This is a genomic window from Corynebacterium sp. HMSC064E08 (assembly GCF_001811805.1).
GTDB classification, from domain to species: domain Bacteria; phylum Actinomycetota; class Actinomycetes; order Mycobacteriales; family Mycobacteriaceae; genus Corynebacterium; species Corynebacterium jeikeium_D.
In genome coordinates this window covers 152,986-176,924 of record NZ_KV806692.1, presented here as the reverse complement: position 1 = coordinate 176,924, position 23,939 = coordinate 152,986, and the positions used below count along the sequence as shown (strand labels likewise).

The following is a 23,939-nucleotide window of genomic DNA, read 5'->3' as shown; positions in this document are numbered from 1 at the left end:
CGTTTTCACCTCATGCACAGGACATGGAATCGGCCGTGCCACCGCAGAAAAACTGCTGCACTATGCCGCCAGCGTCGGCCTCCTTTCCCAACCGCTTCATTAACGCAAAGCTGACTACGAAACGGAAGATCAACCTCTAAGCCAGGCCCCGCCTCCCAATCCGACTACCCACCGGGATCCTGTCCCGTCCCACCATTGCCATCCGCTGTGTCCCTCGTCCGTTTCTCTCGCGCTTTACGACGTAACCAGCGTCCCGGGCTATCGAATGCATCGGGGTCCTCATTGGATTCCGCTTTCCGGTTTCCTTCCTTGTCTTTCGGGGGCACCCAGACCACACGATCAGTAGAGGCCGGCTCACACTCCCCGCCAACCCCGTCCCCTTCGTCAGTTCCTAGAATCTCCGGCACCTCATCCGGCCGGAGCGTCCACCAAGCATTTTCATCACATCGAGCATCATCGATCTTTCGATGCGTGCCCGGATCCACCAACGTGAGATTATCCAGGTCGGTGCCACCACCGGAAGCCCACGACTGCACATGGTGAACATCGCACATAGCCCCCGGAGTGCCCATGCCCGGCGCGGAGGAACCTCCTTCCTCTCCAAGAAGGGCCAGATACTGCGGCAAAGTCCCCAGCCTGCGGGACCGACCAAAATACAAGGTCTGCCCCTCATTCCCCAATACTTGGAGGAACGAATTTCTATCAACCATCTGTTGCACGGCCTGACTAATGGAAATTCGCACTCCCGCGTCTGAGACCGCTTTGCCCGATCCAGGAAGTACAAAATCTTTCCCCTCAGGCAGGGAGACTCCAGCTAACGCTGCCACATCTGCGATATGCGCGACGGTGACCACCGATGTCGTCCCCCGCGCCGGCTGAAGCTCACCGCCTGGTTGAAAGCCCCCGTTCACCGCCGCTTCCACGGCATCATGGAAACGCTGCTCCGGATTCCGCTGGTCATCGGCGCCTTCTTCGAGTAACCCACCAGGCCGCGCATGATCTGCCTGCAGCCTTTTGAGCACCGCCGCAAACGAAGGCGTAACCACACCGCTCAACCGGCTCATGCCGTCCGGCCCCTGAGCACCGATTTTTAGGCTTCGTTTCCGAGCACGGTCCTCATCCGTATACGGGTCATCAACCCCCAGCATCGCCCGCAGACGGTTCGGCAATTTATTGAGATCATCAACACGGATTTTGTCCACTAAATCTGCAATGTGCTTGTCCAGCAGCCTAGACAGCTGTGCATGCTCCGTTGCCGGCAGCTCGCGAACGGCTTTGTCAATCTTCGCAACAGCATCCGCACCGACAACACCTTCCTCAACTTTCTGACGAAGGTTCGGCATTCGCACATCCTCATTCGCCGGAGCAAACGGATCAACATTCCTACTCAGACGTCCGACGACATTGATACGCTGCCTCGCTTCTGCTCGCGAGATTCGCATCTCCTGCGCTAGCCACGCGATCCTTCGGTGCTCCGCGCTGGGCATCCGCCCTTTCATTGTCTCCACATAAGTCGCATCAATTACTGCGAGTCGTTTTCGCGCTTTCTCAATCGACTTATATGCGTCGTGCGCATGATCCGGTGCAAGTACTTCGAAGTTCTCCACGATGACTGTCGACAGAGCTTCAAACTGTGCAACCGCATCTAAAACCTGCGATGTCGAAAGCGGTCCACCGCCGTTTGACGCCGATGGTGTAGACATTTCCCCACCCCCTTTTAAAACGCTAGCAATCCGAATCCCCAAATGGACTAACTAATTTCCCTCCTCCACATTATCGCACACCAATTCGACACACCACAACCCCCTACGTCAACTTTTTCGAATCTTTTTCCGAAAAACTGCCACGCTCCCGACCTAAACACCCCACCAACCCGCGCAGTCCCCCCCACCATCCGCCCTGCCCCACCAACCCGCGCAGCCCCCACCAAAAACTGCACGCCGAAAACCTAAAACCGCACCACCATCACATCGTGGTCCGGGAAGCTCGAGCGCCCCACTAGCTCAAATCCCGCCTTCACATAGGCTTTCGCCGCCCGCGGGTTGGCATCATGGACAGCCAGACTAACCCCCGGATACCCCAGCTCACGCGCATACTCAAGGAGTCCTGCAATCATCGGCTGCGACAGCCTGCGCCCGACAACGCCCGGACGCAGCGCAATCGCTACCTCAGGAATCCCATTTTCCACAAATCCGTACCCCGGATCGTCCTGCGTAAACGTACGCAGCCAGGCCGCCCCCACCGGCACTTCATAGCTCTCGTGCTCTTCGCTTGACGACGAATCCCCGCGCTCCAACCATTCCTTCTTAATGGCGGCCGCACTGTAGGTAGCCTCGCGAGAAACCCTCGGTTCAAATGGGTCAGTGCGGGTCATGTCGCTACTGAGCGACTCGAGGTCAGCGTCGTCAAGCGAAGTGGCGAAAAGGATAACCCCGCCCTGACTCGCGTCCCACTGGTCGACGTATTGACGCCTCGTGACTACATAATCTTCCGGCAGTGGCTGACTTTCATCTCCGAATGTTTCCGTTAGTTCGTCCATCCAGGCAATGAAGGGGAGGTCGGAGTCTGTCGCTGGTCGCCACTGAAAGTTAGTCATATTTGCGCACTATACCGGCGCACTCCAGACTGACCGGAATGCAACAAGCCCACACGGTCGGTCACAAGACACATAAATCTGGACAATAAAAGCACAAAAAGGGCGGTTCAGGAGAAAACTCTCTCAAACCGCCCCAACAAACAGACAGCCTGCTCAGCAGTTATCGCCCTGAGTATCAGGCGCCCTAGATTCGGGCTACGCCATCCTCGTCATAGCCGACAACCTTCAGCGACTCGCCATCGTCAGCAACCGTGACCTCTACGCGGTCGCCATCGCGAACATCACCAGCGAGCAGTCGACGTGCCAGCTCATCGCCGATTGCCTTCTGCACCAGACGACGCAACGGACGGGCGCCGTAGGCCGGGTCGTAGCCGCGCTCCGACAGCCAATCCAGTGCCTCATCGGAGACATCCAGCACCAGACGACGTGCCTCCAGGCGTTCTGCCAGGTTGCGAACCTGAATGTCCACAATGCCGCGCAGCTGCTCGGAGGTCAGCGGATCGAAGATCACTACATCGTCGAGACGGTTGATGAACTCCGGCTTGAAGGCCATCTTGACCGCATCCATGATCTGCTCATGCGTACCACCAGCACCGAGGTTGGAGGTCAGAATCAGAATCGTGTTTCGGAAGTCCACAGTTCGGCCCTGACCATCGGTCAGGCGACCCTCATCGAGCACCTGCAGGAGCACATCGAACACGTCCGGGTGAGCCTTCTCGACCTCGTCGAAAAGCACGACGGTGTACGGACGGCGACGAACAGCCTCGGTGAGCTGACCGCCAGCGTCGTAGCCGACGTATCCAGGAGGAGCACCAATCAGACGAGCGACAGAGTGCTTCTCGCCGTACTCGGACATATCGATGCGCACCATCGCACGCTCATCGTCGAAGAGGAACTCCGCCAGCGCCTTGGCCAGCTCTGTCTTACCAACGCCAGTTGGACCGAGGAACAGGAAGGAACCAGTCGGACGGTTCGGATCGGCAACACCCGCACGCGAACGGCGGACGGCATCGGAGACAGCCTCCACAGCGGCATTCTGACCAACAACGCGACGGCCGAGGTTGAGCTCCATTTCGAGCAGCTTCTCGGTCTCACCCTGCATCATCTTGCCAGCCGGGATACCCGTCCAGGCGGAGACAACTTCAGCGACTTCCTGAGGTGTGACCTCCTCCTTGAGCATGGAGTTTTCCTCTGCGTCAGCGACCGATTCCTCGGCGGCCTCCAGCTTCTTCTCCAACTCAGGGATGCGCCCGTAGCGCAGCTCTGCGACACGGCCGTAGTCACCTTCGCGCTCAGCCTTTTCGGACTCAGTGCGCAGGGCATCGAGCTCTTCGCGGACGGAGCGGACATCATCAATCGAGGACTTCTCGTTCTGCCAGCGAGTCTTCAGAGCGTTGAGCTTCTCGCGCTCATCTGCAAGTTCCTCACGGAGCTTGTCCAGGCGTTCCTTCGACGCGATGTCAGTTTCCTTCTCCAGGGCCATTTCCTCGATTTCGAGGCGGCGCACGATGCGTTCTGCGGAGTCGATTTCCTCCGGTGAGGAGTCAATCTCCATACGCAGACGCGATGCGGCCTCATCAACCAGGTCGATAGCCTTATCCGGCAGGAAGCGGGATGTGATGTAGCGGTCCGACAGCGTTGCTGCAGCCACTAGCGCGGAGTCCTGGATGCGAACACCGTGGTGGACCTCGTAGCGTTCCTTCAGACCACGCAGAATACCGATGGCGTCCTCAACGCTCGGCTCACCGACAAAGACCTGCTGGAAACGACGCTCCAGCGCAGCATCCTTCTCGATGTACTTGCGGTACTCATCCAGGGTCGTCGCACCGACCAGACGCAGCTCACCACGAGCCAGCATCGGCTTAATCATATTGCCCGCATCCATCGAGCCATCACCCGTGGCGCCAGCGCCAACGATGGTGTGAATCTCATCGATGAAGGTAATAATCTGACCGTCGGATTCCTTAATCTCGTCCAGAACCGCCTTCAGGCGCTCCTCGAACTCACCGCGGTACTTCGCACCGGCGACCATAGAGCCCAAATCCAGACTCATCAGAGTCTTGCCCTTCAGAGATTCCGGCACATCACCTGCAACAATGCGCCGTGCCAGCCCCTCTACAATGGCCGTCTTACCAACGCCCGGCTCACCAATGAGCACAGGATTGTTCTTGGTGCGACGACTTAAGACCTGTACCACGCGACGAATCTCCGCATCGCGGCCGATAACTGGGTCAATCTTGCCCTCACGTGCCCGCGCGGTTAAGTCCGTCGCATACTTTTCCAGAGCCTGGTACTGCTCTTCCGGATTTTCCGTTGTTACCTTCCTCGATCCACGCACGCTAGTCAGCGCACCCTTTAACGCCTCGGCAGTAGCACCCGCCGACTGCAGCACAGTTGCCGCCTCCGACTGGCCAGTTGCTACACCGATAAGCAGAATTTCCGTGGAAACGTACTCGTCTCCCAGCTCCCCCGCCAGCTCCTCGGCGGCGTTCAGTGCATTAACAGCGTCCCTATTAAACTGCGGGTTCGCCATATTCGCCCCGCTTGCCGACGGGTACCCCGCGACCAGCTCCTTAGCGCGGGTCAAAACCCCAGAAGGATTAACGCCCGCTGCTTCAAGCAGTGGAGCCGCAATACTCTCCTTTTGCTCCAGCAGTGCTACCAGAATGTGCCCAGGCCGGATATCCGGGTTACCCGCGTTGGTCGCGGCCTTCATAGCTTCCTGGAGAACTTCTCCAGTCTTAGTTGTTGGTGTAAAACTCATAACTTGCGCCCCTTTGACTCAACTTTGCCATTCACTACCCATAACGCACTCAGCCTTGAGTCTGTTCCACTCAACTTCAAATTTTTCAATTTCCGACTGTGATTCACACCACATCTATAGCAAAAAGGATTGAGCTCGGCAGCGTCGTTAAGCGTAGTAGCGCGCCGGAAAGCACTAGAAAACGTTGGAAAGCTCCAGAAACCACGTGCGAACACACTCCGACACACCGCCCGACGTCCTCACCAGCACACTCCCGCCGGATTCAACTTCCCCCATGTGAGTGATGGGTGGACAGCGCACTCATACTGTTTTGGTTACCCTGGTAGGTGACATTCCTTCATTCTCACGAAAGGACTCGAATGAACATCGAGCAGGCACGTCAGATGACTGAGGGCAAGGGCTTCATCGCCGCTCTCGACCAGTCCGGTGGATCTACCCCGAAGGCTCTGCGCCTGTACGGCATCAACGAGGATCAGTACTCGAACGAAGATGAAATGTTCGACCTGGTTCACCAGATGCGTACCCGCATCATCACTTCCCCGTCCTTCAACTCTGAGCAGATTATTGGCGCGATTCTCTTCGAGCAGACCATGGATCGCGACATTGAGGGAATCCCGACCGCTCAGTACCTGTGGGAAAAGAAGGGCATCGTCCCGTTCCTGAAGACTGACAAGGGCCTGTCAGACAAGGAAAACGGCGTTCAGCTTATGAAGCCGTGCCCGGGCCTGGATGAGCTGCTGGAGCGCGCTGTCGCTAAGGGCATCTTCGGTACCAAGATGCGTTCCTTCATTGCTGAGGCAAACGAAGAGGGCATCAAGGCCAACATTGCCCAGCAGTTCGAGTTCGGCAAGCAGGTTCTGTCCCACGGTCTGGTTCCGATCCTGGAGCCGGAGGTCGACATCAACGCTGCTGACAAGGCAGAGGCTGAGGACATCGTCCTGCGCGAGCTGCTCGCTGGCCTGGATGACCTGGCTGATGACCAGAAGGTCATGATCAAGGTTTCCATCCCGACCAAGGATGACCTGTACAAGCCGCTGATTGAGCACCCGAAGGTCATGCGCGTTGTCGCCCTGTCCGGTGGCTACGAGCGCGAGGACGCCAACGAGCGCCTGTCCCGCAACCACGGCATGATTGCTTCCTTCTCCCGTGCACTGTCTGAGGGCCTGTCCGCTCAGCAGTCCGACGAAGATTTCAACGCAACTATGGCTGAGTCCGTCAAGGGCATCTACGAGGCTTCGATTTCCTAATCGTCCGCGCTGTGCATCTGCGCTTCGCTGTGCATCTACGCTTGTGCGCACCTCTAGATAGTCGCTAGCGCAACTAAAAACTCCCGCACCAAGAAAACCTGGTGCGGGAGTTTTTCTGTCGGTGCCTCTGCCCTTACGACAGCACCGTCCTACACCGAGCGCTTCGCAACAGCTGCTTTACGACGCGCATTCACACCACCAATGACAACCGGTAGCACGGAAATTGCAATGACCAGCAACATGATCTTGTCGATGGAACTGGTGATTCCCGGAATGTTGCCCAGCAGCACACCAACAGCGACCATACTGGCGACCCAGCCAATCGCACCGGTGACATTCCAGCCGATGAACTTTCCGTAGGGCATATTCGCAGTGCCCGCAGCCAGCGGAACGTAGGTGCGCACAATGGGAACAAATCGCCCCAGCACCAACGACAGTGGTCCGTACTTGGCAAAGAACTTCTCGGCCGCTTCCAGCCGATTAGTTCGGAGCACCTTGGCATTGTCGCTGAACAGTTTGCGGCCGAAGGAGTGGCCTAAGAAGTAACCGACTTGATCACCCAGCACCGCGGCAATAATACCGATAACCAGCACCTGCCAGGTGTGGACATCTAGCTCTGACCTTAAGACGGCAGCAGTGACCAACAGCGAGTCACCGGGCAGAAAAGGAAAGAGCACACCGGACTCAATAAAGATGATGAGTCCAAGCCCCGCAAGCACCCAAGGGCCAAACCCCTGGAGTAGAGCTTCGGGGTCTCCGATACCGGAGAGGAATCCAGAAAAATCCATAACGGCAATCTTTTCAGCAACAACTATCGATTCTGCTGAGCTAATTAGAGTATTTTGCTGAGAGTTTTTCTGGGTACTGTGTTTTAATCGCGCCCCTGATAGTCAAATACCGGCAGCGACCAGCCACGCCAAAGCGCCGCTAGTCGAATGAACAGTGCGGACAGCACCGCACAGATGATGTTGATGTTCTCGTGCAGGCCAACCATGTCGAGCACGTAGTAAAGCGTCGCCGCGACGACTGCGATGGAGGCATAGAGCTCCTTTTGAAACACCAGCGGGACGCGGTCACACATCAGGTCGCGGAGCACACCTCCAAACGCACCGGTAAGAACGGCGCCGACAATAGCGATGATGACGCCGTGCCCCATTTCCATGGCCACGCGGGCACCAATGATGGAAAACGCCGACAAGCCGATTGCGTCAGCGACCAAGAACACGACCCGAAAGTGCTTCATCAGGAAGTCGGCCAACAGCACCGTAATCAGTGCTGCACCGACGATAACCAGCAAATATTGCGGGCTTGCAACCCACACCAACGGATAGTGACCGAGAATGACATCGCGCAGGGTACCGCCGCCGATAGCAGTCATGCACGCAATTGTTGAAACTCCAAAGAGATCCATGCGCATTCGACCGGCCGCTAGTGCGCCGGTGACGCCTTCAGCCGTAATTCCGATGACCCAGAGGATGTGGAGCAGCATGATAAGAAATATAAATGACTTCGCCCGAATCGGTAGAACTATAGGCTAATATCCCGCAATCTTCGCCCCCTCGACTCGGCCCTCTTCATCGCTTCCCAGCTAGCCCTGATCGCGAATCTCCAGCACCGGAATCGAGCGACGAATCCGCTCCACCTCCGCTATATCCACATCGGCCACAAGCAACTGCGGGTCGTAGCCCGCCGAGGCAATAACTCCGCCGTCCGCATTGACCAACATGGAGTGCCCCGCGCCGGTCGGCCCCTCATCTTTCCCCGCGGCCTTCGCCCCATCAGGCCGGGCCGCATCGACTGCCGCAATCACACAAGTGCTATCCAGTGCGCGTGCCGACACCAGCGTCTGCCACTGCCTTACCTTGCCCGGGCCGTCATTCCACGATGCAGGCAGCGCGATGACCTCTGCGCCCAGGTTGGCCAGTTGAATGAATTGCTCCGGGAACCTGATGTCAAAGCATGTCGCAAGACCGAGGGCGACCGACGATCCGTCGGCAAGCGGGACATCACAGACCACGTGCGCGTTGCCCGGCGCGACAGTATCCGATTCGCGAAACCCAAAAGCGTCGAAGAGGTGGAGTTTGTCGTAGAACTCGACACCGGGGCCGTCCTCATCACGCCAAGCCAGAAGCAGCGAGTTGAAGACGCGGTGCATCGTCTTACCGTCGCGTTCCACTTCATCTGCCGGGCGGAACATGCCGACCACCACGCTGATTCCGGCATCGTGAGCGGCCTGCGAGACCTCCGCTACGAACCTATCGCTGCTGGACTCCGCCACGACATCCAGGCGACCGGAATTGAACGCCTTCATCGTGGCCTCGGGGAAAACCACCAAATCGGCGTTGTCCTGTGCTGCCCGCGCGATAGTCACCTTCACCGCGTCCAGATTCTCTTCAACCGACGCTGACAATTCCAACTGAGCCAGTGCAATACGCATGCCTAAATGCTACCGACTACCCCGGATTGACCGCCCTGAAGTTATCCACAGCGCGGCTTCCTGCGTTGCTTCCGCTCAGAGTTATCCACAGTTCGCTGAAGATGGTCTTCCGCTGCCTTACTCCACCCAGCAGAATCAAAAACATGGCCGAACACATCACAGTAAACCCAGCTCAACTATCCGCCTTAAGCCGTTCCTACCAGCAGATTTCCACTCGTATTGATGGCCTTTCCACCATCGTCGCAGCTGCCCCAGGAAGCGCCGAGCTCACCTCTGCCCTGCCCGGTTCACGGATTGTCCCCGCTGTCTCCACTACTTGTGGGAAGTGGTCGGAATCATTGCTTGCCGCGTGCACAAACATCGACGTTATTGCGCAGGCTGCCGATGCCCTCGCTGTCAGCGCTCTCGCGCACGAGCATGACCAGTCCGCCGCCTTGGAAAAGCTGTCATGGTCACGGTAGGCGAAGCACTGCTGTGGCATGTGGATTCGCTGGAGACGCTTGCCCGGGCACTGCGTTCCGGGGCACGCGCCCTCGCCGATTCCGCCGACAGTTCCCAGGGCGCACTCAACGCGCTCTCAGAGGACGACTTCGCCGGCGACAACCGCAGCGCCGCCGAGATTTCTGTCACCCACAGCTCCACGCGTCTACGCCGGAGCAGTGTCGCGCTCGAACGTCTCGCCGCCTGCTGCAGCGACACCGCCGCCATGCTTAACGACGTCATCCGCGAACTTACCGACGCGGTAAACCAGGCAACCAACCTGGGATTTCAGGTGAACCTGGTTTCTGGTGCGGTGACTCCGCCGGAGGGCATGCTTTCTACGATTGCGCGCAGCCTCGTTCATCCCAAAATTCTTTCCGGGCCTTTCACCATGGCCGAATGGCGTGCAACCTCGCAGCTTCGGATTCAGTCGGCTTTGGCTGAACTCAACCGACTCGATGAGAAGGCGGCGGGCGCAATATCAGCTCTTTCACCACTGGTGGCAAGCGGAGTTAGCGGCTCGGGTAGATTGCAGCCATCACAGGCTGGCAGTGGTACTGGCAACCCTGCTGACAGAGGGCTTGACGGTGGTTGGGACTTGGAAGTTGGGAGCGGATTGACTGGGGCGTATTCGAGTAGACCGCTATCGGAGATAGACGCTGCCATGTCCGCTCGCGCCCGGTCTTTGGGGCTGCCTCCTGGACAACTATTGGAGTCCTCGCCTGGACATTCTGCGATTGCGTTCGGTGACGTTGAGCGAGCATCGACTGTGATTACTCTCGTCCCCGGCACCAGCTCTAGCGCGGAGGACGCTAGCAGGCAGTTCGAGCGCGTAGCCGCGACCTTCCACGCCGCCGGTGAAGATCCGGAGGATGTGGCGGTGGTGTTGTTTTCCTATGACGCGCCGCCCGACCTCCGTGAGGCCATACGCACCGAGTATCACAATTTTGCCGCTGAGCGCCTGCAGCACTTGCAAGCTGGTTTGATTGAGCGTTCCGGTGGCGTCGATAGTGGTGACACTGCGATCGCCGGCGGCCTTACTAGCCACGGCACGTCTTCTACTCAGCGGCACGTTGTCGCCGGCTATAGCTATGGGGCGACGGTGGTCTCGCAGGCTTCCCTTGGTAGTGGCCTCTACGCGGATAGGGTGCTGCTCATAGCTCCGCCAGGTGTTGGCCCCGGACTGGAGCGCGCAAACGACATGAAACTACTCAAGCCGGACGGAACAGTCCGACCCGAAGATGAAAATAGCCACCGTGTGGCAGTGGCGACGTCCCCGATGGACCCCATTCGTATTCCTGCCGAACTGGGGATTCATGGGAAAAACCCAGCGGATAAGGATTTCGGCGCGTACGCACTCAACCTGAGTGAGCGTGGCCTGTCCATGCGAGACTTGGCCGAATTCATGGTCACTCCCGTGCAGGATATTCCTCAAAAGTATCGGCACATCCAGGGCAACCCACACATCGAACACTACTTTGACGACGAAGTTTTCACCCGCGAGGCCAACCGGTGGCTAACTGACAGCTGACCGGTCTCTCAGATCAGCGGTTGCGAATCCACGGCCCAAATTAACAAGCCAAAAGAAAACGGACTAACCAGGCGACGCTGGTTAGTCCGTTCACTCAGCCGTGTGGGATTACCTTTCCCCACCGCGGTTGTCTTTGTGCCGGCGTCGTGTGCGCGGCTCCCACATCACCACTGCCGTAGAGCGTGGGACGTGGACCAGTTCGCCTCGCGAACGACGAGCCTGTGCCTTTGCTTGATAGAGCTGCTCTCGCAGTTCTGCATTTTCCTGCTCAAGCGAATCCACCCGCTCAGTCAGGTCGATGATGGCCTTAATACCGGCCAGGTTGACGCCGTCTTCCTGACTCAGACGCTGAATCTCACGCAGCAGCGCCACATCGCGTTTGGTGTAGCGCCGACCTCCGCCGGAGGTTCGCTGCGGAGTTACCAACCCGAGTCGGTCATAATTACGCAGCGTCTGCGCATGCATGCCCGCGAGATTCGCGGCTACGGATATGACATAGACCTCAGTGTTGTCGGACATTATTTCGCACCTGCCCAACCCTCACGAGGATTGAACCCGCTGGCACGTTCCGCTTCGACGTAGGAGCGCAATGCCGAAGTGGCATTGTCGTCCAAATTGGTCGGCACCTTCACACGCACGGTTACCAGCAGGTCACCCGGAGTGCCATTGCGCTTCGGGATTCCTCGACCGCGCACACGCAGTGTTCGGCCATCGGCTGTGCCAGCCGGGACACGCACGCGAATCTTGTCACCCAACGTCGGCACGGTAATGGTGCCGCCGAGTGCGAGCTCGCCGAAGCTCACGGGCACCGTGACCTCAAGGTCGTTGCCGCTGCGGGTGAAGACTTCATCCGGGCGAACATGAACGGTGACAAAGAGGTCACCGGCCGGACGCCCCCGCAGTCCCGCTTCACCTTGGCCCGCAAGACGGACCTTCTGGCCGTCCACCACACCTGCGGGGACGCGAACGGTGATGGTACGACGGCGGGTGGTCACACCGGTGCCGTTACACTGCGAGCAAGGGTTCTCGATACGAGTGCCCTGGCCACCACAGTCCGCACACGGACTGGAGAAGCCGAAGGCCCCCTTTTGCTCCTTGACATATCCCGAACCATGACAGGTGGTACACGTCACCGGTGAGGTTCCCGGCGCTGCACCCGAACCATTGCAGTTCGTGCATGGCGACGGGTTGGTGAGCTGCAGCGGGATGGTGACACCTTGGGCAGCCTCGCGGAAATCGAGCGTAATCTCTGTCTCCACATCCGCACCACGGCGGGCCTTCTGCCGCCCGGCAGCACCAGCGCCACCATTGCGGTTTACGAAGCCGCCCAGGAAATCACCTAGGCCACCTGCACCACCAGCATTGCCACCGAATCCGGCACCTCCGCCGAAGAGATCCGACACGTCGAAGTCGAATCCACGTGCACCGGCAGCACCGGCTCCGCCGGCACCTGCGGCACCGGGGAATCGGAAACCACCTGCGAGAGCTGCACGCAGCTCATCGTATTCGCGGCGCTTGTCCTCGTCACCGACCACCGAGTATGCCTCGGAGATTCGCTTGAACTTATCTTCAGCGGCCTTGTTACCCGGGTTCTTATCCGGGTGGTTCTCCCGGGCTAACTTGCGGTAGGCCTTTTTAATCTCGTCGAGTGACGCAGACTTAGAGACGCCCAAGTCAGCGTAATAGTCCTTATCTGCCCATTCCCGTTGAGTCATGGTGCATCTCCTCCTTTCAGAAAAACTAATTCAAAGAAATCTGCGTCACTTGTGTCTCCGCTACTGCGGATCGCCGATGATTACCATCGCCGTACGAATGACACGGTCATTAATTCGGTAGCCCTTGCGCAGCACATTGGCTAGAACCTTGTCATCCCCTTCGGAGAGATCCTGGACAGCCTCGTGGATGTCCGGGTTGAACTCCTCTCCTGCGGCACCAAATTCCTCAACACCCTGTGCGGTCAGCACGCCACGGAATTTATCCGCGAAAGCCTTCAGCGGGGTGCCGTCTGCCAAGTCGCCGTGCTCTTCAGCCCGGTCGAGGTCATCAGCCAAAACCAGCAGTTCTCCAGCCAGCTTTGCCTTCGCCTGTACGCGCTCGGCTTCACGGTCTCGGTCAACTCGACGACGGTAGTTTGCGAACTCCGCCGACAGGCGCTGCAGGTCCTCCGTGCGCTCATCCAACTCACGCTGGATGGCTGCAACTGGGTCTGCAGCTTCCTCCGCGGCGGTGTCGCCGGCGGCACCTTCGGTCGCCGGCTCCACGTCGTCGTCAAGCTTGGCCTGCTCGAAGACCTCGTTGACCTGATCGGCCAGGTTGGCCGGCTCCTCCGGGGTGGGCTGGTTTCCCTGATCCTGGTCAGTCATTCTTACTTGTCCTTCTCGTCCTCGTCGACGACCTCAGCGTCAACGACGTTGTCGTCAGCGTCAGCGGCCTCAGCGCCCTCGGCTGCGGTTGCACCCTCAGCTGCCTGAGCCTCGTAGATGGCCTTACCCATCTCCTGGCTCTCGGTGGACAGCTTCTCGACGGCGGACTTGATGGCCTCGATGTCGGAGCCCTTCAAAGCCTCGTCGACTTCCTTGGCGGCCTCTTCAACGCGGTCGCGGATGTCCTGGGAAACCTTGTCCTCGTTCTCCGATGCGAACTTGCGGGTCTGGTAAGCCATGGACTCAGCCGAGTTGCGGACTTCCTGCTCCTCGCGGCGCTTCTTGTCCTCGTCAGCGTGCTTCTCAGCGTCCTTGATCATCTGGTCGATCTCCTCCTTGGAGAGGCCGGAGCCGTCCTGGATGGTGATCGTGTTTTCCTTACCAGTGCCCTTGTCCTTAGCGGTGACGTGGACAATGCCGTTGGCGTCGATGTCGAAGGTGACCTCAATCTGAGGAACACCACGCGGTGCCGGAGCGATTCCGCCCAGCTCGAAAGAGCCCAGCAGCTTGTTGGCAGCAGCCATCTCGCGCTCGCCCTGGAAGACCTGAATCTGAACGCTCGGCTGGTTGTCTTCAGCGGTGGTGAAGGTCTCCGAACGCTTGGTCGGGATTGTGGTGTTGCGCTCGATCAGCTTGGTCATGACACCGCCCTTGGTCTCAATACCCAGCGACAGCGGGGTGACGTCGAGCAGCAGCACGTCCTTGACCTCACCGCGCAGAACGCCGGCCTGCAGAGCAGCACCAACTGCGACAACCTCGTCCGGGTTAACGCCCTTGTTCGGCTCACGACCACCGGTCAGTTCCTTGACCAGCTCAGAGACTGCCGGCATACGGGTGGAACCACCGACCAGCACGACGTGGTCAATGTCGGAAACCGGAACATCAGCGTCAGCAATGACCTGCTGGAACGGCTTACGAGTGCGGTCAAGCAAATCAGAGGTGATGCGCTGGAACTCAGTACGGGACAGGGTCTCGTCCAGGAACAGCGGGTTCTTGTCAGCATCAACGGTGATGTACGGCAGGTTGATAGATGCCTGCTGCGAGGAGGACAGCTCAATCTTGGCCTTCTCAGCAGCCTCACGCAGACGCTGCAGAGCCATCTTGTCCTTGGTCAGGTCAATGCCGTTGCTGGACTGGAACTTCTCAACCAACCAGTCAACGATGCGCTGATCCCAGTCATCGCCACCGAGCTTGTTGTCACCAGCAGTTGCGCGAACCTCAACAACACCGTCGCCAATCTCCAGCAGGGAGACGTCGAAGGTACCGCCACCGAGGTCGAAGACCAGAATGGTCTGCTCCTTGTCGGACTTCTCCAGACCGTAAGCAAGTGCAGCAGCAGTCGGCTCATTGACAATGCGCAGGACGTTCAGGCCAGCAATCTGACCTGCTTCCTTGGTTGCCTGACGCTCAGCGTCGTTGAAGTAAGCCGGAACGGTAATAACCGCATCAGTGACGTCGTCACCCAGGTAAGACTCAGCGTCGCGCTTCAGCTTCATCAGCGTACGAGCGGAAATCTCCTGCGGAGTGTACTTCTTGTCATCAATCTCGATGCTCCAGTCAGTACCCATGTGGCGCTTGACCGAACGAATAGTGCGATCAACGTTAGTGACAGCCTGGTTCTTAGCGGACTGGCCAACCAGGACCTCACCATTCTTTGCAAATGCAACCACCGACGGAGTGGTGCGCGAACCCTCAGCGTTCGCAATCACCTGAGCCTCGCCGCCCTCGAGGACGGAGACACAGGAGTTCGTCGTACCCAAGTCAATACCAACAGCGCGTCCCATGATGAACACCTTTCTAAAAGAGTAAAAGAATTGCCCTTAAGTCTTACGCGCTCAAGTCTGCATTGCCGTAGAAAATCTGTCAAGCAAACTTGAGTGTGTCCGACTCAATGTTTGTCATGCTGTGCAACGGACTATGGGACAAAGTTATTCCCACTCGACTCAACTTTTCTAGAAAAACCTTCATCACCGCAGGTCACCGCGATAGAAGATTTTTACAAGACTATGCGCTAAAGCCACCCACGGTAGCCGACAGCGCAATTTTCTATACAAAATCCTGTCTTCGGCCTCCAGCGGGAATTTCTTAGCACTAGCCCTGGGAACTTTCGTGCAAAGCGAACCGACTAATCCCCTGACGTGTTTTGCAGCCACCGGCTCATCAACAGGCCATGTCCTTGTTACCCCATGGCCTGACACCGAATCAGCTCTGGCGGCTCCACTAATACATGTCTAAATCCTCCCCATTTACGGGGCGATTGAGCCAAGAATTCATCCCACTTATTTAGGAGTTTTTCGTGCCTCAGAATGCACAGCGACACCATTTCCCCTTTTTCCGTGGGCTCGCAGTAGCGTCGGCAAGCGCCGCACTAACCCTCGCCTTCCCTGCCATTGCATCCGCACATGTGCATGCAACCCCGTCGTCTGCCCCGATTGGCGGCTACGCAGATCTGGCTTTCGGGGTCGGCCATGGCTGCGACGGTTCGCCGACGACGAAGGTCGAGTTCACCATCCCGGAGGAGTTCGAAAAGGTTACGCCGAACATGAACGCGAACTGGGATGTCACGAAGGAGTCGACCGGCTCTGGCGAGAATGAAAAGGTGCAGAAGGTCATCTACACCGCAAAGACTCCACTGCCGTCGGACCTGAAGGATTCTCTGACGCTCAGCGTGAAGGTGGCTGATAATGCAAAGCCGTCGACGGTTGAGGTGCCGACGCTGCAAACCTGTGAAAAGGGTTCGATGAACTGGGCTGAAAAGGACCACGATAGCGATTACCCGGTTCCAACCGTGGAGCTGATTGAGAAGTCGGCAGACGATGAACATAGCCACGGTCACGACCACAGCCACAGTCATGGCACCGGCGAGACAGCGCACGGCGATAACCACTCGGGCAACGTGGAGCATTCCGCAGCTACTACCAGCGAGGACTCAAGCAGCACGCTTGGTGGCTGGGGCCTGGGACTCGGCCTCGTGGGCGCACTGACCGGTATTGCCGCATTGGTGATTTCACTGCGTAAGCGAGGTTAAATCGCTTTGACATTTCTTGAACAGTTTTCCCGCCTTTACCCGGCACGGACGAACCATTGAGGTTTTGAAACGGTTTTCTAAGCGAATAAGGATTCAAGGGTCTGGTTTCCGATAGCTAATTGGAACCAGACCCTTTCGTCATTCCGCGACCAAACACCCTCCGCTAGAAAGCTGCCGGACCTCCGGTCCAACCCATCAAGAGCAGCTCAACCTAGCGCGCGAGTCACTGGAGAATGGTCAAATTAAACTGCTTAATCAACGGAGATAGAGCTGCAGCACCATTTGAAATTGCGTCATGAGGGAAGCCGTAACTTGTCATCCCCACTGCATAAATCCGGTTTGGGTCTTCTGGATCCACAGCCCAAACTGCCCCGCCAGAATCGCCATGGTCCGAAATATTTCCGAATCCGAACATGTAACTCCCCACAGTCTCTTTGTAGGGGCCACATGAAAGCCCACTACGGTACCCAAGACGGCAAACGCGAGGTTGTTCTTGCTCGAGCCATTGAGGACTTGCCCAGCCAGCTAACTCCGCCCCCTTAAGCATGGGAGTGCCGTAAACATTCTTAGGGTTAACAGTCAACTCAATCAATGCATGATCTGTCGGGTTGTTCTTAGCCTCCAGGTCAAACGACCTCCAGACAAATTGTCCGACTTTATAGAACTTCCCTTTTTCATCCTCTACGTATACGCTGTCTCCCTTATTCCCGCAGTGCCCAGCACTTGTGATGTAGTGCCGCTGGGGTTCATCCTTGTTGTACACCCACCACGCAAAGGAACAGGATGAAGTCGAATCACCAGCCCCCTTCACAAGAAAACGAGCTCCCGGCGCAATAAGCGCTGAGTTTTCGAGGAACTCCCATCCTTGACTATTGCGGTAGATTTTCTCATTCTCTGGATTACTAGGCTCCAGTTTGGTCGAACCATCACCCATTCCCTCAACATCGGTGCCCGATTCCGCTGAACCGGTGTCCGATTTATCGGAACTATCATCGGGTTTTTCCATCCCCGAACTGGGCGCACTAGTCGAAGATTGGCTGTCATCCCCCTGAGACTGCCCTGCACTTTCTTCCTGCGAAGTTGATGTTGAAGAACTTTCTCCGACCCCCATAGCGTTTTTCAAAGAATCTGCATCGCATGCACTCAACCCCACTGCCAGCAAAGCCGCGATTGTGGAAGCCCAAACTCGTCGCTTGAATGACTTGCCCCTCTTACCGCTTCCCTCGGTAACCAAACCGACACTCGATGATGTAAGCGAGCGTGTCTCCATTTCCGGATTCATATCAATACTCCTGTGACGCTTAAGTCATTTCGATCGATGGACCCACATATGCCCGCGAGTGCAAACTTTTACGTAGGTTTTCGGTCATTTGATGAGCTTTTGTCGCGATTGGACTGCTAGCTTCGTCGTAAGTATAAGAAGAAACCTTCCATTCGGCATCAAAAGGTGAATAAGTTTTCGGCACTTTCTTATAACGTCGTTAGCCCAGCTCCGGCCACAAAACGCCACAAACACAGATTCCCGATCACACTGACCTACCCTGCCGTCGCTTTCCCATCCAGGAAAGCACCGATGTAATCGTCGTAAAGCCCCACCCAAATCCGGCCCCACGGGTAACCTCGCTTACAACCTGATTTCTATTACCGCTTTGGAGACACGAATATGTCCGAGTACACCAACATCCTTACCGAAACCCGAGGTCGCGTCGGCATTATCACCCTGAACCGCCCGAAGGCACTGAACGCCCTGAACCACAAGACCATGGAAGAGATCGGCGCAGCAGCCACCGCTTTCGACAACGACTCGGGAATCGGCGCGATTATCATCACCGGCTCCGAGAAGGCGTTTGCCGCAGGTGCGGACATTAAGGAGATGGCGGACAAGTCCGGCACCGAGATGTATGTCTCTGACTGGTTCGCACGTTGGGATGTTCTGACTTCCGTCCGCACTCCAGTTATCGCCGCCGTCAACGGCTACGCCCTGGGCGGTGGCTGCGAGGTCGCTATGATGGCGGACTTCATCATCGCTGGCGCTAAGGCCAAGTTCGGTCAGCCTGAGGTCAACCTCGGCATCTCTCCGGGCATGGGCGGCTCGCAGCGTCTCACCCGCGCAATCGGCAAGGCTAAGGCAATGGAGATGTGCCTCACCGGCCGCATGATGGGTGCCGAGGAAGCTGAGTGCGCAGGTCTGGTCGCCCGCGTCGTCGAGCCGGACGCGCTTCTCGACGAGGCCCTGAAAGTCGCCGACACCATTGCGTCGAAGTCTCTGGTTGCCACTACCCAGATTAAGGAACAGATCAACCAGGCCTACGAAATGACGCTGTCGCAGGGACTGCTCTTTGAGCGTCGCACCTTCCACTCCCTGTTCTCCTCCAATGACCAGAAGGAAGGCATGGCCGCTTTCACTGAAAAGCGCGAGGCAAACTTCACCAATTCCTAGAAACTGCTAGTTCACAGTCGACGGGACTGCCAGCCACAGAGCCGAGTTGTCGGCGGCAGCATAGGTGTCTCGTGCACGCGGTGTGTGCGTTGGAGAAGTCACAATGACAGCAGCACGAACGCCACGGGCTCCCGATCCTGCAAGGTATGCAGTGCCTGCCGCGTTTTCAACGGTGGAGTCTGAGTTTGTTTCCATCGTGATTCGTCGCTTCCACACTCCCATAGATGCAAGCGCATCACGCATGTACTCAGCCTCAGTCTGGCAGCCCGGCCGAGTACGACCACCCGTGACGACGACCGGGTTAAGCGGATGACGCAGCGCCAGCGAACGTGCAGTTTCCAATCGGGACGTCAACACAGCAGGAGCACTGCAGTCGGGATTGAGACGGGCCCCGAGCACAATAATCGGCACCTGAGGATCAAGTAACGCAGTCTCCGCAGCTGCACGTCCGACCGGGGAAACCACCACTGGAGTCGCAAGCGAGCTATTGAACGCCTTGACTGCGACTGCACTGACCGGATTGGCGTTTGCCACTGCGCCCGAGCCAAAGACCGCACTCGCAGTAAGAATAAGGCCAGCTCCAGCCATAGCGATTGCACGGAAAGATCGCGCCATTAAAGTCCCTCTCAAGAAAAGTGGCACGGAAAAATCCATACCCCACATGCCATTTAGAATCAGGCGGATAAATCCGCAGTATCACGCCGCTAATACTAGGCGCTACACAAAATGGCACCTACATAAGAATTACGCGGGGGTGGCCAGGCACTCTCTTCGCCACCAAAATAGCACGCCGCCTACCAGGTAAATTGCGGACGTAGAGGCTTTTAAATCCACTTGGGATTCATAAAAGTGAGTTACATTTAATGACTTTTTCGTTAACTGCCAGCAAATCCCGGGATCCAATAGCAAATTATCCACCAAAACACAGGTACAGAAGTCACTATTGTTATTTAAGTTAAGGATGTAACGCATGTGAATAGATGTCCGCTTCAGTCAATCTTCAAAAATCAACACGCCACCGAACATCTTCTCCACCTCGCAACACAGCCCCACCCCTGCACTCCAGCACTACCCCCACAATGCGTCCGCAAAACATCGAATCGACAACACTCGACAACTACATACACGCAACTCCGCCGCCACTTCCGCCTACAAATGCGTGACGACGAAAGTGCCGCGCGCCGTCGTCAAGCGAAGGCGTCAACCCCCTCGAACCCCTCTCGAATAAAACAACGATTTTTTTGCGTAATTCGTCAAATAACCGCTGGTTACACCGTGTATCGATGAATTCAGCACTATTTTGCACATTAGTTAGGTAAGCGTCCGCGGCTCGTGATAGAACTCACAAGAGAACTATTTTCACTCAGCCATCACCCTGGCTGAGCCAGCCTAGAAGGAACATTATGAGCGTGCTCAACCTCGCCGCGGCGACGGCTGACACGGCGATTCCGGAATCTACCGGATTCACCGTCGCAGTCGGCGTTATTGGCGTCCTGTTGTCCCTGCCCTGCTGGTTCATCTTTATTAAGGGATTCACCCATATGGTGAAGACCATCATGGTGGGCCAAAAGACGTACGGTCACACCGGTGAATGGGGAACCCGTATTTGGACCATGATCCGAGAGATCGTCGGTCACACCAAGATGGCCAAGAAGCCCGGCGTTGCTGTGGCTCACTGGTTCGTCATGGTGGGCTTCCTCCTCGGTTCCCTAGTGTGGTTCGAGGCGTACATTCAGACCTTCTGGCCAGCCGGTGGTTGGCCAATCCTCAGGAATCTGACCGCCTGGCACTTCATCGACGAACTGCTCGGCCTGGGCACCACCCTGGGCATCCTGGCACTGATTCTCGTCCGCCAGACCAACCTGGGCAAGGAGCGTCTGAGCCGCTTCTACGGATCCAACGCCAAGGCTGCCTACTTCGTTGAGGCCGTCGTCCTCATCGAGGGCCTGGGCATGATGTTCGTCAAGGCTGCCAAGCTGGCTACCTACGGCGACCACGGTCACACTGGCGCCGAGGTCTGGACCTGGGCGAACTTCGTCACCGGTGGTATCGCACAGATTCTGCCGGCCTCCGAAGTCATGGTGTCCATCTTCGCGCTGATTAAGCTGCTGTCCGGTATGGTCTGGCTCTTCGTTGTTGGCCGCAACCTAACTTGGGGTGTCGCATGGCACCGCTTCCTGGCGTTCGCCAACATCCTGCTCAAGCGCAACGCTGACGGCTACAACGCCCTCGCTGGGGCTAAGCCGATGACCTCTAACGGCGAAATCCTGAACCTGGAAGAGGCTGACCCGGAGGTTGACTCCATGGGCACCGGCGTAGTCACCGACCACTCCTGGAAGGCTCTGCTGGACTTCACCTCCTGCACCGAGTGTGGTCGCTGCCAGGAGCAGTGCCCGGCATGGAACACTTCCAAGCCGCTGTCCCCGAAGCTGCTGGTTAACCAGCTGCGTGACCACGCTTACGCTTCTGCCCCGTACCTGTTGGCTGGCGAGACCATCGAAACCGCTCGCGAGGGCGAAGGTGCTGGCGCAGCACTCCTGACCAAGCCGCTGGTTGGCGACGGCGACGAGGGCATCATCGACCAGGACGTTCTGTGGTCCTGCACCAACTGTGGTGCCTGTGTTGAGCAGTGCCCGGTTGACATTGAGCACATCGACCACATCGTTGATATGCGTCGCTACCAGGTCCTGGTGGAGTCGGACTTCCCGACCGAGCTGGCTGGCCTGTTCAAGAACCTTGAGACCAAGGGCAACCCGTGGGGCCAGAACGCTTCCACTCGCGCCGACTGGATCAATGAGGTCCGCAAGGAAGGCGTCGTTGTCCCGATTTGGGGCGAGGATGTCGAGAGCTTCGACGATACCGAGTACCTGTTCTGGGTCGGTTGTGCCGGTGCTTACGACGACAATGCGAAGAAGACCACCAAGGCTGTTGCAGAGATGCTTTACACCGCAGGTGTGAAGTACGCTGTGCTCTCCCAGGCCGAGGGTTGTACTGGCGACTCCGCTCGCCGTGCTGGTAACGAATTCCTCTTCCAGATGTTGGCTGAGCAGAACATCGAGCAGCTCGACGAGGTCTTCGACGGTGTGCCGCCGAAGCAGCGCAAGATTGTCGTCACCTGTGCGCACTGCTTCAACACCTTCAAGAACGAGTACCCGGAGCTGGGTGGACAGTACGAAGTTGTCCACCACACCCAGCTGCTGAACAAGCTGGTTCGTGCTAACCGCCTGCAGCCGGTTGCTTCGGGTCAGGGCCGCCAGGTCACCTACCACGACCCATGCTTCCTGGGCCGCCACAACAAGGTATTCGAGGCTCCGCGTGAGCTGATTGGCGCGTCCGGCGCCAACCTCGTCGAAATGCCTCGTAATAAGAACACCGGCTTCTGCTGTGGTGCTGGTGGCGCTCGCATGTGGATGGAAGAGACCATCGGTCAGCGCATCAACGTAAACCGCACCGAAGAGGCTGTCGGAACCGGCGCTGAGGCAATTGCCATCGGCTGCCCGTTCTGTAAGACGATGATGAACGATGGCGTCAACAACGTCATCGAGGACGACGAGAAGAAGCCGGAGGTCCTGGACATCGCCCAGATGCTCCGCGACTCCGTGAAGGTCGACGGCGAGCTGCCGCAGGCACGCGAACCGGAGTGGATTGAGCAGCCGGAGCGTGGCTGGGTCGATCCAAAGAAGGCTGAAGAGGAAGAGCGTCAGCGCCTCGAGGAAGAGGAAGCTAAGCGCAAGAAGGCTGAGGCTGCCGAGAAGAAGAAGGCAGAGAAGGCTTCCGCTGCCGGCGCTGGTGCCGCAGCTGCTGGTGCTGCTGCAGGCGCTGCTGCCAAGGGTGGTGCTCCGAAGCCGGGTGGTGCTCCGAAGCCGGGTGGTGCTCCGAAGCCGGGTGGCGCCAAGGGCGGCGCACCGACCCCAGGTGGCGCCAAGAAGGGCGCTCCAGCTCCAGGCGGTGCTCCAAAGCCAGGCGGTGCCAAGGCCGGCGCACCAACTCCGGGTGGCGCCAAGAAGGGTGCTCCTGCTCCGGGTGGCGCTCCGAAGCCAGGCGGTGCCAAGGCCGGCGCACCGGTTCCAGGTGGTGCAAAGGGCGGCGCCCCGACCCCAGGCGGTGCCAAGAAGGGTGCTCCAGCTCCGGGCGGCGCTCCGAAGCCAGGCGGTGCCAAGGGCGGTGCCCCGGTTCCAGGCGGCGCCAAGAAGGGCGCTCCAGTTCCGGGCGGCGCCAAGGCCGCTAAACCGGCCGCGCAGGCAGAGCCAGCAGCTGCAGAAACCGAAGCTCCGACTGAGGCTCCGAAGGCAACGAAGGGCGCTCCGATTCCGGGTGGCGCACGCAAGGGCGCTCCGGTTCCGGGTGGCGCTAAGAAGGCAGCTCCGGCCGCGAAGCCGAAGGCCGAGAAAACCGCTCCCGCCGAGGAAGCCGCTGCTGAAGTAGCGGCCACCGAGTCCGAGCAGCCAGCAGCTGAGCAGCCGAAGACCGCATCCGGTGCTCCGGTTCCGGGCGGCGCACGCAAGGGCGCTCCAATCCCGGGTGGCGCACGCAAGGCCAAGCCAGTCGCTAGCACCCCTGCCCCGGCAGCAGAGGAAACCGAAGCTCAGGAGGCTCCTGCTCAGCCAGAGGCAGAGCAGGCTCCGGCGCAACCAGAGGTTACCGAACAGCAGTCGGCGGAAGATGCCACCTCCACCGAGCAGGCCACTGAGACCCCAGCCGAGGAGACGCAGGCGCCGTCGGCAAGCGCTAAGAACCTTCCGCGCAACCAGCACGGAGTTCCGCTGCCAGGATCGGCGCGACGTAAGTAGCGCTCGCTAAGTAAGCAGGAATCCGCCCGAGAGGTTATTCTTCCCGGGCGGATTTTTTGTGCTTTACGACGATCCCTGCGCCACGGCATTAATCATGCAAATGGCACTCTCAACCGCACTGACAATATATTGATTACTGCATATTGATTACTGCATCCCGTTAGAGATGACCGCGTTGTGGTGTGGAAAGAGGTCTTGGCGTA

Annotated in this window: 18 protein-coding genes; 6 read left to right on the top strand and 12 right to left on the bottom strand. The window is 58.1% G+C overall.

Annotation, left to right across the window (positions count from 1 at the left end; all coding sequences use genetic code 11):
* Positions 1–164: 164 nt before the first annotated feature.
* The 3 genes from HMPREF2820_RS01495 to clpB all read right to left on the bottom strand — a co-directional run bounded on the left by HMPREF2820_RS01495 (position 165) and on the right by clpB (position 5,360).
* Positions 165–1,703: an HNH endonuclease signature motif containing protein gene (locus HMPREF2820_RS01495; RefSeq protein WP_070602411.1), complete on the bottom strand. Its 1,539-nt coding sequence runs from the start codon at positions 1,701–1,703 to the stop codon at positions 165–167.
* Between the two features lie 245 nt (positions 1,704–1,948).
* Positions 1,949–2,596, bottom strand: coding sequence for a GNAT family N-acetyltransferase (locus HMPREF2820_RS01490; RefSeq protein WP_016421554.1), 648 nt, complete (start codon positions 2,594–2,596; stop codon positions 1,949–1,951).
* 184 nt (positions 2,597–2,780) lie between these two features.
* Positions 2,781–5,360: an ATP-dependent chaperone ClpB gene (gene clpB / locus HMPREF2820_RS01485; RefSeq protein WP_070602410.1), complete on the bottom strand. Its 2,580-nt coding sequence runs from the start codon at positions 5,358–5,360 to the stop codon at positions 2,781–2,783.
* Between the two features lie 359 nt (positions 5,361–5,719).
* On the opposite strand from clpB, the gene HMPREF2820_RS01480 reads away from it, so the two are divergent.
* The gene (locus HMPREF2820_RS01480; RefSeq protein WP_070602408.1) at positions 5,720–6,607 is read left to right on the top strand and encodes a fructose bisphosphate aldolase; all 888 of its coding nucleotides are present in this window, start codon (positions 5,720–5,722) and stop codon (positions 6,605–6,607) included.
* Between the two features lie 149 nt (positions 6,608–6,756).
* Here HMPREF2820_RS01480 and HMPREF2820_RS01475 read toward each other — a convergent pair whose 3' ends face one another.
* The 3 genes from HMPREF2820_RS01475 to HMPREF2820_RS01465 all read right to left on the bottom strand — a co-directional run bounded on the left by HMPREF2820_RS01475 (position 6,757) and on the right by HMPREF2820_RS01465 (position 9,044).
* Positions 6,757–7,395 carry a DedA family protein gene (locus HMPREF2820_RS01475; protein ID WP_016421557.1) on the bottom strand — a complete coding sequence of 213 codons (639 nt, stop codon included), beginning with the start codon at positions 7,393–7,395 and terminating at the stop codon, positions 6,757–6,759.
* Positions 7,396–7,478: 83 nt separating this feature from the next.
* The gene (locus HMPREF2820_RS01470) at positions 7,479–8,096 is read right to left on the bottom strand and encodes a trimeric intracellular cation channel family protein (RefSeq protein ID WP_016421558.1); all 618 of its coding nucleotides are present in this window, start codon (positions 8,094–8,096) and stop codon (positions 7,479–7,481) included.
* A 99-nt stretch (positions 8,097–8,195) separates the two neighbouring features.
* Positions 8,196–9,044 carry a carbon-nitrogen hydrolase family protein gene (locus HMPREF2820_RS01465; RefSeq protein ID WP_070602406.1) on the bottom strand — a complete coding sequence of 283 codons (849 nt, stop codon included), beginning with the start codon at positions 9,042–9,044 and terminating at the stop codon, positions 8,196–8,198.
* A 143-nt stretch (positions 9,045–9,187) separates the two neighbouring features.
* Between HMPREF2820_RS01465 and HMPREF2820_RS01460 the strand changes: the two genes are divergently transcribed.
* Entirely contained in the window at positions 9,188–9,505 is a 318-nt protein-coding gene (locus HMPREF2820_RS01460) for a hypothetical protein (RefSeq protein ID WP_070549985.1), read from the top strand.
* Entirely contained in the window at positions 9,493–11,055 is a 1,563-nt protein-coding gene (locus tag HMPREF2820_RS01455; protein WP_070602404.1) for an alpha/beta hydrolase, read from the top strand. The genes HMPREF2820_RS01460 and HMPREF2820_RS01455 overlap by 13 nt, the downstream gene beginning before the upstream one ends.
* A 108-nt stretch (positions 11,056–11,163) precedes the next feature.
* Here HMPREF2820_RS01455 and HMPREF2820_RS01450 read toward each other — a convergent pair whose 3' ends face one another.
* Genes HMPREF2820_RS01450 through dnaK form a run of 4 tightly spaced genes read right to left on the bottom strand, consistent with a single transcriptional unit; the run spans position 11,164 to position 15,262 of the window.
* Positions 11,164–11,574 carry a heat shock protein transcriptional repressor HspR gene (locus tag HMPREF2820_RS01450; protein WP_016421562.1) on the bottom strand — a complete coding sequence of 137 codons (411 nt, stop codon included), beginning with the start codon at positions 11,572–11,574 and terminating at the stop codon, positions 11,164–11,166.
* Entirely contained in the window at positions 11,574–12,770 is a 1,197-nt protein-coding gene (gene dnaJ, locus HMPREF2820_RS01445; protein WP_005511752.1) for a molecular chaperone DnaJ, read from the bottom strand. The genes HMPREF2820_RS01450 and dnaJ overlap by 1 nt, the downstream gene beginning before the upstream one ends.
* A gap of 60 nt (positions 12,771–12,830) precedes the next feature.
* Entirely contained in the window at positions 12,831–13,418 is a 588-nt protein-coding gene (gene grpE / locus HMPREF2820_RS01440) for a nucleotide exchange factor GrpE (protein WP_016421563.1), read from the bottom strand.
* 2 nt (positions 13,419–13,420) lie between these two features.
* Positions 13,421–15,262: a molecular chaperone DnaK gene (dnaK, locus tag HMPREF2820_RS01435; RefSeq protein ID WP_016421564.1), complete on the bottom strand. Its 1,842-nt coding sequence runs from the start codon at positions 15,260–15,262 to the stop codon at positions 13,421–13,423.
* 512 nt (positions 15,263–15,774) lie between these two features.
* Between dnaK and HMPREF2820_RS01430 the strand changes: the two genes are divergently transcribed.
* On the top strand, positions 15,775–16,506 hold the full coding sequence (locus tag HMPREF2820_RS01430; RefSeq protein WP_070602403.1) for a YcnI family protein: 732 nt from the start codon (positions 15,775–15,777) through the stop codon (positions 16,504–16,506).
* A 223-nt stretch (positions 16,507–16,729) separates the two neighbouring features.
* Here the strand turns inward: HMPREF2820_RS01430 and HMPREF2820_RS01425 are convergent, their stop codons facing one another.
* Positions 16,730–17,788: a chymotrypsin family serine protease gene (locus tag HMPREF2820_RS01425; RefSeq protein WP_016421566.1), complete on the bottom strand. Its 1,059-nt coding sequence runs from the start codon at positions 17,786–17,788 to the stop codon at positions 16,730–16,732.
* A 381-nt stretch (positions 17,789–18,169) separates the two neighbouring features.
* Between HMPREF2820_RS01425 and HMPREF2820_RS01420 the strand changes: the two genes are divergently transcribed.
* Entirely contained in the window at positions 18,170–18,946 is a 777-nt protein-coding gene (locus HMPREF2820_RS01420; RefSeq protein WP_070602401.1) for an enoyl-CoA hydratase, read from the top strand.
* A 6-nt stretch (positions 18,947–18,952) separates the two neighbouring features.
* Here the strand turns inward: HMPREF2820_RS01420 and HMPREF2820_RS01415 are convergent, their stop codons facing one another.
* Positions 18,953–19,561 (bottom strand): YdcF family protein, encoded by a 609-nt coding sequence (locus HMPREF2820_RS01415; protein WP_049189446.1) that lies wholly within the window; start codon positions 19,559–19,561, stop codon positions 18,953–18,955.
* A gap of 788 nt (positions 19,562–20,349) precedes the next feature.
* Here HMPREF2820_RS01415 and HMPREF2820_RS01410 point away from each other — a divergent pair.
* Positions 20,350–23,736 (top strand): heterodisulfide reductase-related iron-sulfur binding cluster, encoded by a 3,387-nt coding sequence (locus tag HMPREF2820_RS01410; protein WP_070602399.1) that lies wholly within the window; start codon positions 20,350–20,352, stop codon positions 23,734–23,736.
* Positions 23,737–23,939 lie beyond the last annotated feature (203 nt).